The organism is Marinobacter sp. Hex_13 (assembly GCF_001566815.1).
GTDB lineage: Bacteria > Pseudomonadota > Gammaproteobacteria > Pseudomonadales > Oleiphilaceae > Marinobacter > Marinobacter salarius.
In genome coordinates this window covers 144,555-159,755 of record NZ_LSMM01000002.1, presented here as the reverse complement: position 1 = coordinate 159,755, position 15,201 = coordinate 144,555, and the positions used below count along the sequence as shown (strand labels likewise).

The following is a 15,201-nucleotide window of genomic DNA, read 5'->3' as shown; positions in this document are numbered from 1 at the left end:
GCACCTCTGCCTTTCAGTCAGCCCCGAACCTTTGCCAGCGTGTCCCGCTGCAATGCCCTGAGAAAGTCGCTGATCACAACCGGATTTTCATATGCAGGCTCCAGCGAGCGAAACTGGCTCGGCAGGGCATCCAACGCCCGCTTCGCATCGTCCACCTGACTATCCAGTGTCGGAATGGCGCCTTCGATGATCAGGCCTCGCTTCATGACCGGCTTCAACAGCGGCTCGCCATCAAACACTTCGTCCCGGCCGGCAACGACGTCCTGCGCGAGGCGGCCGTTCGGATCAAGGCGACGGTAGACCTGCTTGCGGCCCGGGAACGACTGCTTGCCAGGGGAGTTTTTCATTCTTGGCAGGTCCGCGTACTCCGTAAGCTTGAAGGCAAGCTCCAATGCCGGCTCGTCGTTCGAGGCCCCGATGGCAGTGCCAACACCGAAGCCGTCGATGGGGGCGTTGTCGGAGACAAGTGTCGCGATTTTGTATTCATCCAGACCGCCGCTCGCCATGATTTTTACATCGCCAAGGCCCGCCTCATCCAGCATACGCCGGCATTCAGCAGCGTCCGAGGCAAGGTCGCCGGAATCCAGGCGGATACCACCAATGCGCACCTCCGGTTCTTCTTGCAGCCAATCGATGATCCTCGCCACCGCCGAGCGGGTGTCATAGGTATCAACCAGCAGTGTTGTGCCCGGGTAGAGCCGGGCATAGGTTCTGAACGCCTCCATCTCACCTGTACAGGCTTGAACGAAGCTGTGTGCCATGGTGCCGTATACCGGCATGTTGAAATCCAGGCCTGCCAGGACATTGCTGGTTCCGGCCAGGCCGGCGAATCGGTACGCGCGCACACCTCGGTGTGCCGCGTCCATACCATGGGTGCGGCGCATCCCGAAGTCGACGACCGGCCGGCCTTGCGCCGCGAATATCAGGCGGACCGCCTTGGAGGCCAGCACAGACTCCAGATGCACGTAGTTCATCACCAGGCTTTCCAGCAACTGAACCTCGGCAACAGGCCCCTCCACTTCCAGCAAGGGTTCCTGAGGGAATACCGGCGTTCCTTCCGCAATCGCATGTACAGAACCACTGAAGCGGAATTCCCGCAGCCAGTCCAGAAACCGGGGTTGGAACCTGCCCAGGGATTCCAGGCGCTTTATGTGTTCGTCGGTAAAGGCGAGAGATTCAATAATATGGGCCACGTGCTGCTGGCCACAGGCAAGAACGAAATTACGGTTCTCAGGAAGTGTGCGAAAGAAGAGACTGAAAACCCCGTTCTCGTTCATGCCTTCGGACCAGTACGCCTGGGCCATAGCCAGCTCATACAGATCCACCAGCAGAGGCAGGTCAGTCTCTTTTACAACCGGGGGGTGTTTCAGCACAGTTCCGCGCCCTCCTCTTCCAGTTGTTTGAAAACCGCTGGGGCGTTATCAGCCTGAACGGCCCGTGTTCCATCGGTAATGAGCTCAACCTCGAAGCCGAGCTTCAACGCATCCCTCACTGTCGCCTGGACACACACGTCCAGTGCAAGCCCGGCTACAAACAGCCGATGAATGCCGTGGCGGCGCAGGTAGCTGTCCAGCTGGGTAGCGTCGAACGCGGAATAGGCATCGGTATCGAATGCGGTGCCCTTGCTCAACCGGATGGCCGAGTCAGGCAGTGCCATGTTTCGATGAAACTCGGCCCCGGGGGTGTCCTGAACGCAATGGACGGGCCAGGGCCCACCGCGATCACTGAAACTTATGTGATCCACCGGATGCCAATCCCGGCTGGCAAGAATCGGCCATCCAGACGACTGGGCCTTGTCGATCCATCCGTTGATCGCCGGAAAAATGTCATCACTGCCAGGCACCGCCAGGCTGCCGCCTTCGCAGAAATCATTTTGAACATCAACCAGTAACAGAGCATTTGGTCCAGTGCCCATAAGAATACCTCCCATGGTTTTACCAAAAATTTGCTCAGATCACCGGATGTCAGCTTCCCTCAATCTTGAAGCCTATCTTGAGCACGACCTGATAGTGTCCGACTTTTCCGTCGACCACATGGCCGCGCGTCTCCTGCACCTCGAACCATTCGATGTTGCGAAGATTCTTGCTGCATTCGGCAATCGCATTCTCAATGGCATCCTCGATACTTTTCTTCGAAGAGCCAACCACTTCCACCTTCTTGTAAACATGATGGTCGGACATGACGCCTCCTGTTCCAAGGCTGTAAGTGTCAGGCAAGTGCTTCGAATGCCTGTATTTTCAGCGTATACCAGTAAACCGTGACCATCAAATGGCCAAGAGCACGGGCGACGGGAACTTTACGGCATGAATGAACTCTGAGTTTCTTTCGTCGTACCATCGCAAAACATGGGTCATTCAACGTTTCCGGATTCAGATGAAAACCTTCAAACGCTGTTTTATCGGTTTCACCCTGACACTGTCACTTCTGCTCGCCGGCCCGCTGTTCCTGGCCGCCTGCGCCGGCCTCCAGGACTCAGGGAGCTGGCGAACGGCAGACCGCTCCAGCGCGGGCATTGCCCCACGCCCGGAGCAGGAGCAGGCGGCTGTGGTTCAGGTCTACGGGGCCCGTGCCTATAACTGGCGGGGGTATTTTTCATTGCATACCTGGATCAGCACCAAAGAGGCGGGCGCCGATGGCTATTATGTTCATGAAGTCACGGGCTGGCGTCACTACGTGGTCCAGTCCCGGCCAGACGACCCGGATCGTGCCTGGTATGGCGCGCCGCCGACGTTGATTGCGGATATCCGCGGTGAGCAGGCCGAGCGGATTATTGATCAGCTGAATGAGGTGATTGACCGCTACCCATACCCAACGGAATACACCGCCTGGCCCGGCCCCAACAGCAACACCTTCGTCGCCTGGGTGATCCGTCAGATTCCGGAAATGGATGTGGCCCTGCCCAACCACGCGATTGGCAAGGATTATCTGGGAAATGGCGTTGTGTCCGAGGTACCTGGCGGCAGCGGTTATCAACTATCGCTCGGTGGTTATTTTGGTATTCTGGCCGGTGTTCGGGAAGGACTGGAATTGAACATTCTGGGGCTCTCGATGGGCATCAACCCGTTGGCGCTTGGCATCAAACTCCCCGGAGTCGGCGAATTGGCGTTCCGCAGCACCAATCCGATGCATGAACCGTCTGGCTCGAACTCTGAGCCTGAGACCGACGCTGTGCCTCAAACTGGTGCCGCTGAGTCGGCCGAGGCAGGGCAGGTCTCCCAAAAAACGCTGTGAATACGTCCTTGTACGCTTGGGCTCCACCATCCATGGCTCCGCACATTTTTGGGAGACCGCTCCTGCCCCGTCCTGATTGGCAAATCGTCTTACAGTGCTGTGATTCCTAGGTAACGGACCAACCCCGCACTGGCAATACCGGCTGCGATAGCGGGTAAGGGCTTCTTCGTTGCCAGCATAATAACAGCGGTGACAACCAGTGCTGCCAATGAGCCGGCATCGCCGCTTACCGCCATGGGGACGATGATCGCGATCAGCACCGAACTGGCCATGGTGTTGATGAAGCTTTCGATGCGCGGGTTGATCGTTACGAACGACATCAGGAACACACCGCCGAAGCGAGTCGCCAGGGTGACAAGCGTCATGATGACGATCAGGGCCAGAGTGCCAGCAACCGTGGTTTCAACCGTCATGATGAACGTCCCTCTTCAACAGATTCCGGTGCTTCAGTCTTCTTTTCCATCCAGAAAAAACCAATAGCGCCACCTGCCAACGCACCGACAACCACGTGGGTATTGGGCGGTAGCCATTTCCAGGCGGCCAGCGATGAGGTTGCCGCGACGGTCCAGGCCACAAGGGTTCGGGGGGATTTTTTGCCGCCGAGTGCCATGGCCAGCAGGAAGCAACCCAGCACCATATCCAGGCCCAGAGACTTGGGATTCTGCAGCAGGCCACCGAAGTAAACCCCCAGCCAGGTTCCGATAATCCACGCCACCCACAGAACAAGACCACCGCCGAGGATAACCTCCAGGTTCCGTTTACCACTCTGGTATTCCTGCGCGGACACGGCCCAGTTGGCGTCGGTCAGGAGCAGCAGTAAGCCATAGCGCCGACCCGGGGACACATCCCTGAGCATGGGGTACAGGGAGGCCCCCATCAGCAGATGGCGGGAATTAATGGCGAACACGACGGCCATCAAAGGAATCAGCGACACCTCGCTACCCCACATATCGACAGCGGCAAACTGGGAAGCGCCCGCAAATACCGTGGTGCTCATGAGTATCGCTTGCAGTGGCTCCAATCCTTTCTGGATGGCCGCCAATCCGAAGGCAGCACCAAAGGCCACCACAAATAACGAGATGGGAAGAAGCCGGAAAAACTCCGCGCGGACTTTTTCGGGTTGAAGCTGGTAGGAATATGTATGAACGTTCATCTAAGCAAGCTAATGAAACCAGCTTCAGATGCGTATAGGTAGATGCCGAAGAGTCAGAGCTGGCCGAGGGTGTAGGCCAGGGTGTCACTGATACCCGCGTTAAGCTTCAGGTCCACCAGTGAATCGGCACGGGTACGCCCCAGGTTCAGTGTCGCCATGGGTTTACCCCATTCCTTGGCATAGCGACAAAATCGAAATCCGGAATAGACCATCAGCGAAGAGCCGATCACCAACAGGCCATCACACGTCTTGAGCGTGTCCAGTGTGGACGTCACCCGGTCTTTGGGCACGTAGTCGCCGAAAAACACCACATCCGGTTTCAGAATGCCGTCGCAACAGGGACAGTCCGCGATGCGAAACTCAGAAAAGTCCACTTCCAGATCGGCATCACCATCCGGCGCGGCACCGGCGGAATAGTGCCCAAAAGTCGGGTTCATGTCCGCGCAACGCTCGTGGACCTCGTCCCGCTTGCAGCGATATCCGCAATCCATGCAGACAACCTCGTCTGCCCTGCCGTGCAAATCGGTTACCGAACGGCTACCCGCCTGCTGATGCAGGCGATCCACATTCTGGGTGACAAGCAGGCGGCTGTAGCGGCGAAGCTCCAACTCGGCAACACGATGATGCGCGATGTTGGGCCTGGCGTTGCGAATGATTGGCCAACCAATGAGGCTTCGTCCCCAATAACGCTGACGAACCATCGTGCTCGTCATAAAGTCCTGATGCTGGACCGGTTGTTTGCGCTTCCACGCGCCATCGCCATCCCGATAGTCAGGAATGCCGGAATCGGTACTGACGCCGGCTCCCGTCAATATCATCAGGCCAGGATGCCGGTGGATGAATTCCGCCAGCATGGCCCCCGCCTGCTCGGGAGAATGCAGCTCCAGTGGCTGGTCAGCGGCCGGCATTGTTACGCCTTTAACAGGTTTTTGAATGACAGGCATCACACTCACACTCGTTGGGAACTCCTCTACTTTAGGGAGCAAATCCACCGCTGCCAATGGTAACAACCGGAAAAGATTCTGATGAGGGCACAATATTCTATTTGCATTGTGCAAAATTTAATTTTGTGCAACCATTAAAGGCGAAATGAAGTCATCAACACACGATGCGTTGTAATGCGCACGAAGGAGAGTCGAAAACATGTCTATTGAACAGGTTGTTTATCGCGCGTCAGCAGAAGCTACCGGCGGCCGTGACGGCCGTGCCATCTCCTCAGACGGCGTCCTCGATGTTGAGCTGACAACACCGAAAGAAATGGGTGGTGCCGGCGGCAAAGGCTCCAACCCGGAGCAGTTGTTCGCGGCTGGTTATTCTGCGTGCTTCATCGGTGCCATGAAATTCGTCGCTGGCCGGGACAAGCTTCCCATGCCAGAAGATGCGTCTATTGAGGGTGTAGTCGGCATTGGCCAGATTCCCGGAGGCTTCGGGATCGAGGTGGAACTGAAAATCTCTCTGCCGGGCATGGACGATCAACAGGCCAAGCAGCTGATCGATGCAGCTCACCAGGTGTGCCCCTACTCCAACGCCACCCGTGGCAACATCGATGTGACATTGACCCGGGTGGATTGATATCGACCTGGTCGATCACCGAAATCTGACAGCGGGCTACCTGCCCGCTGTCAGGAACCGGCTAGACCAGCTTTGCGGTTTCCACCGAGAGCATGGGAATTACCGACAGCGCAAGCAGCGCGCCCATGCTCCAGTTGAACATCCTTCGATATAACGGCTTGCGCAACAATTTCCGCAATCCTGCCCCCCCAAGCATCCAGCTACCGACACAGGGCACGCTGACCAGCAAAAAGGTCAGCCCGATCCAGAACGACTGCTGCAGCACCTCGCCACTACTGACCGTGGTGAAAGTCGCCAAAGCGCCAACCGCCATGACCCAGGCTTTGGGATTCACCCACTGGAAGGCCGCCGCCTGAAGGAACGACAACGGCTTGCTGGTTTTCTCACCGTCGATCTCTGTGGCTGTGGTCGCGATTCGCCAGGCGAGATACAGCAAATAGGTTATACCAAGAACCTTGATCACCAGGTGTAACTGCGGAAATGCTTCAAACACTTTCCCCAGGCCCAGGCTGATCGCTACCACCATGGCGGGAAAACCAAAGCAGATACCCAGGTAGTGAGGTAGCGTTCGCCACACCCCGAAATTGACGCCCGATGTCATGATCATGATGTTGTTCGGGCCTGGCGTTACCGTCGACACCAGCGCGAAGAGCAATACGCTTAATACGATTTCCATGTTCCCTGCCGAGTTCCCTGTTACCGATTCGTTACTCGTCAATCCTACAAAGTGGGCCGCCAGTGAAACAGATTCAGAAGTGTGGTTTTTTGACCATAACAGTTGAGCGATTCATTACCCGTCAGAGCTCTTATCCGGGGGACAAAGTCCGGATAAGCAGGTTGCGCATGTGGTCTGCACCCAATCGATTCATTAGCTCAACGTTCTGCTCCGGTATCGATTCTGTTCCGGGATAGCCGGCGATGGCACGCTCAAGGCTGCGTTCCCTCAGCAGGTGCAGCATCGGGTAAGGAGAGCGATTGGTGTAATTTTCGGCGTCAGCCGCACTGGTGCCGCCAAACTGATAGTCGGGATGAAAACTGGCAATCTGATACTCCCCGTCCAGCTCGAGATGCACAAGAAGGCCGTCGGCTGCGTCGAGAAAATCGTTGTAGTCCATAAAGTCCGTCAGCACGTCGGGATGCACAAGCAGCGTTGTCTCAACCTCCGGATGTTGGTCCAGATGCATCATTTCTTCCTGCAGTGCAGTTAACAGCCCCTCCTCCGAGTTGGCATCCGTCGCCACAAATCGAATGCGCTCATTCACCAACTCCCGACGGGCAAACGGGCACAAGTTGAGACCAATGACCACCTCTGACACCCACCGCCGCGTGGCGGCCAGAACGGTATTACACTCCAAGTTGAAACTCCCATACGTTAAAAGCGGGGAAAGGATGGCGAAAATGCTGCCCGAGCGCCGAACAAGACTGAAAAGGACCTGAAAGGACCGACACAGCCAGCGCAAGTCATGATACGTTAAGCAAGCTTACAATAATTCCGTGACCGATGGCTGCCGGAGAACACGATGAACGCGCTGCGAACACCTGACAAACGATTTGAACGCCTGTTGGATTATCCCTTCGCCCCTCACTACGTGGAGGTCGAAGGACTGCGCATGCATTACGTCGATGAAGGCCCCTCGGACGCCAGCCCGGTGCTGATGATGCACGGCGAACCTTCCTGGTCGTACCTCTACCGCCACATGATTCCCATCTGTGCAGCGGCAGGGCACCGGGTGATCGCGCCAGACCTGATCGGTTTTGGCAAATCCGACAAACCCACGGATATCAACGCGTACAGTTACCAGAGCCATATGGACTGGATGCAGGCGTTTCTGGAACAGACTGACCTGCAGAACATCACCCTCGTATGCCAGGACTGGGGATCTCTTCTCGGCCTGAGACTGGCGGCGGAAAATCCGGAGCGGTTCCGAGCCATCGTTGTGGGTAATGGCATGCTGCCTACCGGCGACCAGCCCGTGCCAAAAGCGTTCCAGTTGTGGAAGAACTTCGCGCTGTACAGTCCCTGGTTTCCCATTGCCCGCATTATCAATACCGGAAGCTTTCGCACCCTGGGGCCCGACGAGCGTCGTGCCTACGATGCGCCATTCCCCAACAAGAAGTACAAGGCCGGTGCTCGCGCTTTTCCGAAACTGGTGCCGGTGACACCGGACAACCCTGCCAGCGAAGCCAATCGCGAGGCCTGGAAGGTTCTGGAGCAGTGGAAGAAGCCGTTCCTGACCACTTTCAGCAACGGCGACCCGATCACCCGGGGCGGCGACCGTTATATGCAGGAGAGAATTCCCGGCGCAAAGGGCCAGCCCCACACCACTCTCACCGGCGGACACTTCCTGCAGGAAGACTCACCGGTTGAGTTTGCGGGGGCGATCAATACCCTGCTGGCTCGCCTGGACGAAAGCGATCAGACATAACCCTGGCTTCGCAGGTAGTCATCGTAACTGCCGCTGAAGTCGGTTATGCCGTCGGCCTTCAGTTCAATAATTCGGGTGGCAAGGGATGACACGAACTCCCGGTCATGGCTGACAAACACCAGCGTGCCCGGGTAATTTTCCAGCGCCAGGTTCAGGGCCTCGATGGATTCCATGTCCAGGTGGTTGGTGGGCTCGTCCATCAGCATGACGTTGGGCTTTTCCAGGATCAGCTTACCGAACAGCATACGGCCCTGCTCTCCGCCCGAAATGACCTTCACCGATTTACCGATATCATCCCCTGAGAACAACATGCGGCCGAGGGTTCCCCGAACCAGTTGTTCTCCGCCGGTGGTCCATTGCGACATCCACTCGGTCAGATCCATGTCCTCATCAAAGTCGGCGCCGTGATCCTGGGCGTAGTAGCCGACCTGGGCACTGTCGGTCCACTTAACATCGCCGCTGTCAGGCGTCATGGCGCCGGCCATACACTGCATCAGAGTGGTTTTGCCAATGCCGTTGGGCCCGATGATGGCCACTCGCTCACCCGCTTCGATCTGAAGGTTCATTTTGTCGAACAGGGGCTTGCCATCGAAGCCCTTGGTAAATTCCTTCAGCGTTACCGCCTGTCGATGCAGCTTCTTGGTTTGCTCAAACCGGATGAACGGGCTTACCCGACTGGACGGTTTGACCTCCTCCAACTGGATCTTGTCGATCTGACGGGCGCGGGAGGTTGCCTGCTTGGCTTTGGAAGCGTTGGCGGAAAAGCGACTGACAAACTGCTGCAACTCGGCAATCTGGGCTTTCTTCTTGGCGTTATCCGACAGCATGCGCTCGCGGGCCTGGGTGGCAGCGGTCATGTATTCGTCGTAATTGCCAGGGAACAGCCGAAGCTCGCCATAATCCAGATCCGCCATGTGTGTGCACACGCTGTTCAGGAAGTGGCGGTCGTGGGAAATAATGATCATGGTGCTGTTGCGAGCCACCAGGATGTTTTCCAGCCAGCGAATGGTATTGATGTCCAGATGGTTGGTGGGCTCGTCCAGAAGCAGGATATCAGGATCAGAGAACAACGCCTGGGCCAGCAGAACACGCAGTTTCCAGCCCGGCGCAACAGCGCTCATGGGGCCGTTGTGCTGTTCCAGGGGAATATCCAGGCCCAGCAGCAGTTCGCCAGCGCGGGCATCGGCGGTATAGCCGTCCATCTCGGCGAATTGCACTTCCAGGTCCGCCACGGCCATGCCGTCTTCCTCGCTCATTTCAGCGAGCGAGTAGATACGATCACGCTCGGCTTTTACACGCCAGAGCTCTTCGTGGCCCATAATGACCGTATCAATCACCGAGCAGTCCTCGTAGGCAAACTGGTCCTGGCGCAGCTTACCCAGCCGCTGATTCTGGTCCACCATGACCTGGCCGGCCGACGGTTCCAGGTCGCCGCCAAGGATTTTCATGAACGTGGACTTGCCGCAGCCATTGGCGCCGATCAGACCGTAGCGGTTGCCATTGCCGAATTTGACGGACACATTTTCGAAAAGGGGTTTGGCCCCGAACTGCATGGTAATGTTCGCGGTGGATATCAAGAATAGACCTGCTGAGAGTGAAGACCGGGCACGGGCCGGCGAAGGAAAAGCCGGCATTGTACAGGTTTGTGGCCAAAACCGTGAGACAGCAGAAACACGGATAAAAAGCGCTTGCCTCAACGGCCCAGTGCGGGCAGCATTTCACCCTCGGTGATCGCAACATGATCCTCATTCGAAAAAAGGAAACACACCATGACACAGGCAACCGCGCGTCACATCCTTGTAGACAGCGAAGCGAAATGTGAAGAACTGAAGAAAGCCATTGAAGGCGGCCAGGACTTCGCGGAAGTGGCGAAGCAACATTCATCCTGCCCCTCAGGCCGCAACGGCGGCGACTTGGGCGCTTTCGGCCCGGGCCAGATGGTTCCGGAATTCGACAAGGTGGTTTTCAGTGGTGAAGTGAACAAGGTGCTCGGCCCGGTGAAAACCCAGTTCGGCTACCACCTGCTGGAAGTGACCAGCCGGAGCTGATGGCTTTAAACCTGCCAGCGTACCGGCCCGCCCGCAATACCCAGATACTCCGGTATCTGGCTTTTGCGGGCATGATTCTGATTGCCCCTCTGTTTTTTGTCGGCGGCCCCGGTTGGTCCGACGGGCCGCTGTTCAAATCAGCCTGGAATCTCGGGCATATTCTGTTCTTTGCTCTGCTGACCCTCGCCATTCAGCCCTGGCGGATCTGGACGGGCTGGACTCTCTGGGGCATCAGCACACTTGCCGTACTCCTGCTTGGCACCGGTATCGAACTGCTACAACACGGAACCAGCCGCCAGATGGACTGGCAGGATATCCTACGCAACCAGGTGGGCGTATGGACCATCCTGGCCCTGCGGCCACGGGCCTCACTCACCCGGAAGTCACGGCCGGTGGTCTGGCCACTGAGGCTCATCGTGGCTGCGCTACTGGCCGCCGAAATCGGTGCCACGGCAAGGGTCGCCATTCAGCAGTACCACGTCAGCCAACTGCTGCCGGCACTCTACGACTTCCGCCAGCCAGATCCCTCACCATTCTGGGATGGCGTCATAGCGCCCGTAACCGACCATGCCATAGACGCCCACAAGCGCGCACTCAGGATATCCCTGTCCACAGCGCATTATTCCGGAGTTTCCCTACACAATTTACCCGAAGACTGGCGCGACTATGACCGCCTCGTCATCGACTTGTACAACCCTCAGGACCACCCATTGCCGATGATTTTGAGAATCAACGACATGGAGCATGACCTGGGCGACAACAACTACAATGACCGCTTCAACACTCGCCTTCCCCTGACTCCCGGCCCCAACCAATTCAAACTGGACCTCGACAGGATCAAGGCAGCCCCCGAAAGCCGATCAATGAATATGCAGACCATCAGACGGCTAATTCTGTTCACGGTTGCGTTGCCGGAACCCAAAACCCTCTATCTGCGTGACATTCGGCTGGAATGACGGATCATCATCCCTGGTCTACTATCAAAAGGAGAAGCGTCCGTAAGGTATCCCCTTGCCTATTTGTGCAGTATCTTTGCGTAGGCGATTGCATGAAAGCTTTAAAAGCGTATTTCGTTGCGCTGGTTGCGTTGTGGTCAACTCTGGCATTAGCGAATGATGGTGAGCGACCATTGAGCATTAGCGTTGGCGACTGGCCTCCTTTTTTCGTGGAAAGCGAGCCTGGTCAAGGCACAGTTGCACGGCTGGTCAGGGACATCTTCGCTGCGGAAGGTTACAAAGTGGAGTTTCACTTCCGGCCCTGGAAACGCGCCTATCGGGAAGCCGCAATTGGCCAGCACAACGCCACTGCAATCTGGATGCACACCGCCGACCGACAGAAAGATTTTATCTACAGTGAACCGGTGATGAACGAACGCTTCGTGCTGTTCTACCGCAAGGACACGCCCATTGAATGGAACCAGATGCAGGACCTTGCCAACCTTAAGCTTGGAGGAAGCATCGGGTACAGCTACGGCCCTGAGTTTGATCGTGCAATCGAGAACGGGATTCTGAACGTGGAATGGGTCGCCTCCACGGAACTTAATTTTCGCCGCCTGCTGTTTGGCCGGATTGATGCTTTCCCGGAAGAAATCAACGTCGGCTACTACATTCTTCGCCGGGAAACAGACCCACAGGAAGCCCGCCGGATTACCCACCACCCGGAGCCCATTCTGGAGAATCAAAGCTTCCTGCTGTTTCCAGCCAACGAACCGGGGACACAAGCCCTGCTAGAGGCATTCAACAAGCGCCTGCAGATATTCCGTGAAAATGGCCGCTATGACACCTACTTTGAAACCAGGCCCCAGGCATCACTGAACAAAGTGAGGTAACAGCCGGCTGAACTCAGTCGAGCCGCCAGGGATTGGCCGTCAGCGGTTCACCACCATGCTCGCCCACCAGTACCGTATCGCTGCAACCCATGCCCCATTGCCCCGGAATCCTGAGGCATATGGGCAGGTGGAACACCATTCCCGACTGGAACACCGTCGACTCTCCTCGGGCTATAAAACCGGAGCCCTCCACCCATGAAGGAGGAAACTGCGCCCCCACCGTGTAGCCAAACACCCCGGAGAAAAACACCTCACTGGCCAGTGGAGCCATAACCTGCTCCGCAGCCCTGGCGGCGGAATCGAAGGTTCGCCCTGGCACCATGGATGCCTTGAGGACATCCACCACGCGACGGCAGCCGTCAAAAACGGCCCGCATCCTTGCCGAGGGATGACCCGCCACCAGCGTACGCATCATCGGTGCCGTGTAACGTTGCCAGGCAGCACCAAACTCGAGGAACACCGTATCGCCGTCTTCGATCCTGCACCGCTTGTGATTGGTATGGATGACACTGCTGCGCAGCCCCACCGTTACGATAGGCTGCATACTCATGAATTCACTGCCGCCCGCCAGAAGGCTTTCTGCGCCGATGGCCGCTATTTCGTTGTCGGTCATCCCGGGGCGGATGGCCGCTGCTGCGGCTTCGATGCCCTGCCCCGTTATGCGGGCGCTGTGCCGCAGGCAATCAATTTCGGCCGCTGATTTCACAATACGGATGCTTTTCAACAGGCCTGAAGCATCCACAAACTGTGTGTCCGGGAGTCGCAGTTTGAGCCCTTCCAGGACCCCCTGGCGGAGCGAGCCATGCCAGTAGTCAACGCCGACCTTTCCGCCATGCCCTATCAGCGCGTGTGCCAGGGGATCCAACACATCGCCCACGCCTTCCCAACGGTAACCGATAACGTGATCGACCCGTGTGGTAACCATGGCGGGACCGGTTTCGATGGAGGGCACTTGAAGGGTAAGCGTATCGGCGGTGACCACCAGTGCGACGTGAACGGAGACTTCAAAGGTACTGTAACCGGTCAGATAAAACAGATCGGACGGGTCGGTTAACAGAACAGCTCCGAGACCGTCCGCATGCATACTGGCGCGAAGGTGTTTGAGACGCTGCTGGTACTCCGCCTCAGGAAAGGGGCATTCCCGGCCCCTGAGTTCGGTGGCCAGGGTTTGCTGGTAGGCATTGAAATCCATGGGGCCGTCTCCGTTACGGAAAGTGACTACTGGAGACTGGACCCAAAACAGGGGCTTTTCAATCTTTCGCGGTGTTACCGCCGATTAAAAAAGCGCCCCAACTGGTTCCCTATGGACTCCACAGGGTCCGTGATCGAGCGCTGAACGCTGTTGGTAACCACGCGGGTGAATGCCGAGCCAGCATCACTTTCGAGAAACTCAATGTACTTCTTCAATTCGGAAGAGCTGAGATCCTGATAGGTGTAGAGGTAGCCATCGTAGACCTGCTGGGCGACCATGCCCCGCAACATGCCACGCTGGTTCTCGATCTGTTGCTGAAGCTGTTCGAAGGTTGGGCCTTTGCTACCGTTGAACGCTGCCATGGCAGAGGCTAAACCCAATTGGACAGCAACGGTGGTATCCACGGCACTCTCCGTTGCACGGGCAGCCCGGTCAAAGCGGGTAAACAGTTTGGCCCTTTCGCTGCCCTTGTACTTCTCCTGCAACGACGCGGCATTGGCTTCCACCTGCTTCCAGGTGTCAGGGTTGGAGGCGGCCACCTCGGCCTTGGAAATTTTCTCCGCCAGCGGCGTTTCATACCAGGCCAGTACCGAGTTCAACTGCCCCTCGCTGAGCCCCTGGTCCAGGTCTTCTATCAGCCGCGCGCGAATCTCGGCAACACTGAACGCATTACTCACAACACTGCTGATGGTGTTGGCAACAAACGGCTCAACCCGCCCGCTTTGTTTCAGGCCCTGGCGGATGCCCTGGCTCATCATCGCCGGGTACTGGGCGACAACCTCATCAATGGGCGACACCCGGAGCACCGAGTCCGCCAAAGGGCTTGCGGTGGCAGAACCACAGACCAGCAAAAGAAAAAGTAATGCCGGTTTAACTTGGGATAGTGTGCGCATGAACCTAGTATCCTCTGATAACGAGGGTCTGTTATGCCATGGAGCTGGCGAGAGCTGCAAGCAAAGCCGGCCAGTAACAGATGACCATTTTGTAGTGTGGAGTGACAGGGCCCGGTCCCGCCCATGAAGAAACGCCGTAATCGACCGAAAAACAGACGACCTGGACGACTTAAAAGCAACCGGGTGAAAATCTGGAAGTCCCGAATGCGATGGTATGGCCTGCCAACACTGGGCTTGGGGCTGGCAATCGCCATTGTCGCCATCATGCGTTTCAGCCTGCTGGAGCCAGACCCACCGGCAAACCCGGACGACGTCTGTGAGATCTTCCGTGAGCATCCGGTATGGTACGACTATGCCAGCCGTTCACGGGAGCGCTGGGGCACCCCGATTGCAACGCAGATGGCTTTTGTTTACTACGAATCGTCGTTTCGCAGTCATGCCCGTCCACCACGGACCCGCCTGCTGGGGTTCATTCCCTGGCGCCGGCCAACATCCGCCTACGGCTACGCCCAGGCGCTCGACCCGGCGTGGGCCGAGTACCTGGCCGCAAACGGAGACGGTCTGTCCGTGGTACGAACCAACATGAAATACGCACTCGATTTCGTGGGCTGGTATAACCACCTGACCCGCAGAGAAGTGGGCATTCCTCTCACCAGCCCCGAGAAACTGTACCTCGCCTACCACGAAGGCAGGACCGGCTACCAGCGACAGAGCTACCTCGCCAAGCCGGAGGTAAGGTCATTGGCCACTCGGGTCCAGAACCGGGCCTTCCGCTATGACCGCCAGCTCCAGACCTGCGAGGAAGAATTCCAGTGCTGGCGTTTCTACCAGTTCTGGCCCTTCTGTGGTGACTGGTAA

17 protein-coding genes and 1 pseudogene are annotated in these 15,201 nt (G+C 57.3%); 7 read left to right on the top strand and 11 right to left on the bottom strand.

From position 1 onward, the window contains the following. Positions 1-17: 17 nt before the first annotated feature. The 3 genes from AXW11_RS02060 to AXW11_RS02050 are packed head-to-tail and all read right to left on the bottom strand — an operon-like array spanning position 18 to position 2,180. Complete coding sequence (locus tag AXW11_RS02060; RefSeq protein ID WP_091640874.1) at positions 18-1,373, bottom strand: nicotinate phosphoribosyltransferase; 1,356 nt, start codon at positions 1,371-1,373, stop codon at positions 18-20. Beyond that, positions 1,367-1,915, bottom strand: coding sequence for an isochorismatase family protein (locus AXW11_RS02055; protein WP_091640870.1), 549 nt, complete (start codon positions 1,913-1,915; stop codon positions 1,367-1,369). Before AXW11_RS02055 ends, AXW11_RS02060 begins: the two co-directional genes overlap by 7 nt. A gap of 49 nt (positions 1,916-1,964) precedes the next feature. Further along, positions 1,965-2,180, bottom strand: a complete 216-nt coding sequence (locus tag AXW11_RS02050) for a dodecin (protein ID WP_007154494.1) — start codon at positions 2,178-2,180, stop codon at positions 1,965-1,967. A gap of 193 nt (positions 2,181-2,373) precedes the next feature. Here AXW11_RS02050 and AXW11_RS02045 point away from each other — a divergent pair, with 193 nt between their 5' ends. Then, positions 2,374-3,231, top strand: a complete 858-nt coding sequence (locus tag AXW11_RS02045; RefSeq protein ID WP_075197075.1) for a DUF3750 domain-containing protein — start codon at positions 2,374-2,376, stop codon at positions 3,229-3,231. Between the two features lie 89 nt (positions 3,232-3,320). Here the strand turns inward: AXW11_RS02045 and AXW11_RS02040 are convergent, their stop codons facing one another. The 3 genes from AXW11_RS02040 to AXW11_RS02030 are packed head-to-tail and all read right to left on the bottom strand — an operon-like array spanning position 3,321 to position 5,292. Further along, positions 3,321-3,644 carry an AzlD family protein gene (locus tag AXW11_RS02040; protein ID WP_091640867.1) on the bottom strand — a complete coding sequence of 108 codons (324 nt, stop codon included), beginning with the start codon at positions 3,642-3,644 and terminating at the stop codon, positions 3,321-3,323. Then, positions 3,641-4,384, bottom strand: a complete 744-nt coding sequence (locus tag AXW11_RS02035; protein ID WP_041332350.1) for an AzlC family ABC transporter permease — start codon at positions 4,382-4,384, stop codon at positions 3,641-3,643. The genes AXW11_RS02040 and AXW11_RS02035 overlap by 4 nt, the downstream gene beginning before the upstream one ends. A 53-nt stretch (positions 4,385-4,437) precedes the next feature. Further along, on the bottom strand, positions 4,438-5,292 hold the full coding sequence (locus AXW11_RS02030; protein WP_087148971.1) for an NAD-dependent protein deacetylase: 855 nt from the start codon (positions 5,290-5,292) through the stop codon (positions 4,438-4,440). A 235-nt stretch (positions 5,293-5,527) separates the two neighbouring features. On the opposite strand from AXW11_RS02030, the gene AXW11_RS02025 reads away from it, so the two are divergent. After that, on the top strand, positions 5,528-5,956 hold the full coding sequence (locus AXW11_RS02025; RefSeq protein WP_075197036.1) for an organic hydroperoxide resistance protein: 429 nt from the start codon (positions 5,528-5,530) through the stop codon (positions 5,954-5,956). A 61-nt stretch (positions 5,957-6,017) separates the two neighbouring features. Here AXW11_RS02025 and AXW11_RS02020 read toward each other — a convergent pair whose 3' ends face one another. Both AXW11_RS02020 and AXW11_RS02015 read right to left on the bottom strand, forming a co-directional pair. Continuing rightward, positions 6,018-6,632, bottom strand: a complete 615-nt coding sequence (locus AXW11_RS02020; RefSeq protein WP_041332348.1) for a LysE family translocator — start codon at positions 6,630-6,632, stop codon at positions 6,018-6,020. 130 nt (positions 6,633-6,762) lie between these two features. Then, positions 6,763-7,311 carry a DUF1415 domain-containing protein gene (locus tag AXW11_RS02015; protein WP_041336336.1) on the bottom strand — a complete coding sequence of 183 codons (549 nt, stop codon included), beginning with the start codon at positions 7,309-7,311 and terminating at the stop codon, positions 6,763-6,765. A 165-nt stretch (positions 7,312-7,476) separates the two neighbouring features. On the opposite strand from AXW11_RS02015, the gene AXW11_RS02010 reads away from it, so the two are divergent. Continuing rightward, positions 7,477-8,382: a haloalkane dehalogenase gene (locus AXW11_RS02010; RefSeq protein WP_091640865.1), complete on the top strand. Its 906-nt coding sequence runs from the start codon at positions 7,477-7,479 to the stop codon at positions 8,380-8,382. Here the strand turns inward: AXW11_RS02010 and AXW11_RS02005 are convergent. Continuing rightward, positions 8,373-9,959: an ABC-F family ATPase gene (locus tag AXW11_RS02005; RefSeq protein ID WP_036209478.1), complete on the bottom strand. Its 1,587-nt coding sequence runs from the start codon at positions 9,957-9,959 to the stop codon at positions 8,373-8,375. The two genes, AXW11_RS02010 and AXW11_RS02005, sit on opposite strands and share 10 nt — an antisense overlap. A gap of 186 nt (positions 9,960-10,145) precedes the next feature. On the opposite strand from AXW11_RS02005, the pseudogene AXW11_RS02000 reads away from it, so the two are divergent. The 3 genes and pseudogenes from AXW11_RS02000 to AXW11_RS01990 all read left to right on the top strand — a co-directional run. Beyond that, positions 10,146-10,430: pseudogene (locus AXW11_RS02000) on the top strand (peptidylprolyl isomerase); the annotation flags it as partial. After that, positions 10,430-11,386 carry a succinyl-CoA synthetase subunit beta gene (locus AXW11_RS01995; protein ID WP_091640862.1) on the top strand — a complete coding sequence of 319 codons (957 nt, stop codon included), beginning with the start codon at positions 10,430-10,432 and terminating at the stop codon, positions 11,384-11,386. The pseudogene AXW11_RS02000 and the gene AXW11_RS01995, both read left to right, overlap by 1 nt. A 92-nt stretch (positions 11,387-11,478) precedes the next feature. Further along, entirely contained in the window at positions 11,479-12,258 is a 780-nt protein-coding gene (locus AXW11_RS01990; RefSeq protein WP_041332346.1) for a substrate-binding periplasmic protein, read from the top strand. 13 nt (positions 12,259-12,271) lie between these two features. Here AXW11_RS01990 and AXW11_RS01985 read toward each other — a convergent pair whose 3' ends face one another. Beyond that, entirely contained in the window at positions 12,272-13,450 is a 1,179-nt protein-coding gene (locus AXW11_RS01985; protein WP_091640859.1) for a M24 family metallopeptidase, read from the bottom strand. A gap of 74 nt (positions 13,451-13,524) precedes the next feature. Next, positions 13,525-14,343, bottom strand: a complete 819-nt coding sequence (locus tag AXW11_RS01980) for a DUF2059 domain-containing protein (protein ID WP_041332345.1) — start codon at positions 14,341-14,343, stop codon at positions 13,525-13,527. A gap of 204 nt (positions 14,344-14,547) precedes the next feature. On the opposite strand from AXW11_RS01980, the gene AXW11_RS01975 reads away from it, so the two are divergent. Continuing rightward, positions 14,548-15,201 carry a transglycosylase SLT domain-containing protein gene (locus tag AXW11_RS01975; RefSeq protein WP_075197031.1) on the top strand — a complete coding sequence of 218 codons (654 nt, stop codon included), beginning with the start codon at positions 14,548-14,550 and terminating at the stop codon, positions 15,199-15,201.

Bases quoted from the DNA above. Each gene is read 5' to 3' on its own strand.
- AXW11_RS02020 (WP_041332348.1), bottom strand. From the start codon at position 6,632: ATGGAAATCGTATTAAGCGTATTGCTCTTCGCGCTGGTGTCGACGGTA.
- AXW11_RS02040 (WP_091640867.1), bottom strand. From the start codon at position 3,644: ATGACGGTTGAAACCACGGTTGCTGGCACTCTGGCCCTGATCGTCATC.
- AXW11_RS01975 (WP_075197031.1), top strand. From the start codon at position 14,548: ATGCGATGGTATGGCCTGCCAACACTGGGCTTGGGGCTGGCAATCGCC.
- AXW11_RS02025 (WP_075197036.1), top strand. From the start codon at position 5,528: ATGTCTATTGAACAGGTTGTTTATCGCGCGTCAGCAGAAGCTACCGGC.
- AXW11_RS01985 (WP_091640859.1), bottom strand. From the start codon at position 13,450: ATGGATTTCAATGCCTACCAGCAAACCCTGGCCACCGAACTCAGGGGC.
- AXW11_RS01980 (WP_041332345.1), bottom strand. From the start codon at position 14,343: ATGCGCACACTATCCCAAGTTAAACCGGCATTACTTTTTCTTTTGCTG.
- AXW11_RS01995 (WP_091640862.1), top strand. From the start codon at position 10,430: ATGGCTTTAAACCTGCCAGCGTACCGGCCCGCCCGCAATACCCAGATA.
- AXW11_RS02030 (WP_087148971.1), bottom strand. From the start codon at position 5,292: ATGCCGGCCGCTGACCAGCCACTGGAGCTGCATTCTCCCGAGCAGGCG.
- AXW11_RS02055 (WP_091640870.1), bottom strand. From the start codon at position 1,915: ATGGGCACTGGACCAAATGCTCTGTTACTGGTTGATGTTCAAAATGAT.
- AXW11_RS01990 (WP_041332346.1), top strand. From the start codon at position 11,479: ATGAAAGCTTTAAAAGCGTATTTCGTTGCGCTGGTTGCGTTGTGGTCA.
- AXW11_RS02035 (WP_041332350.1), bottom strand. From the start codon at position 4,384: ATGAACGTTCATACATATTCCTACCAGCTTCAACCCGAAAAAGTCCGC.
- AXW11_RS02045 (WP_075197075.1), top strand. From the start codon at position 2,374: ATGAAAACCTTCAAACGCTGTTTTATCGGTTTCACCCTGACACTGTCA.
- AXW11_RS02050 (WP_007154494.1), bottom strand. From the start codon at position 2,180: ATGTCCGACCATCATGTTTACAAGAAGGTGGAAGTGGTTGGCTCTTCG.
- AXW11_RS02010 (WP_091640865.1), top strand. From the start codon at position 7,477: ATGAACGCGCTGCGAACACCTGACAAACGATTTGAACGCCTGTTGGAT.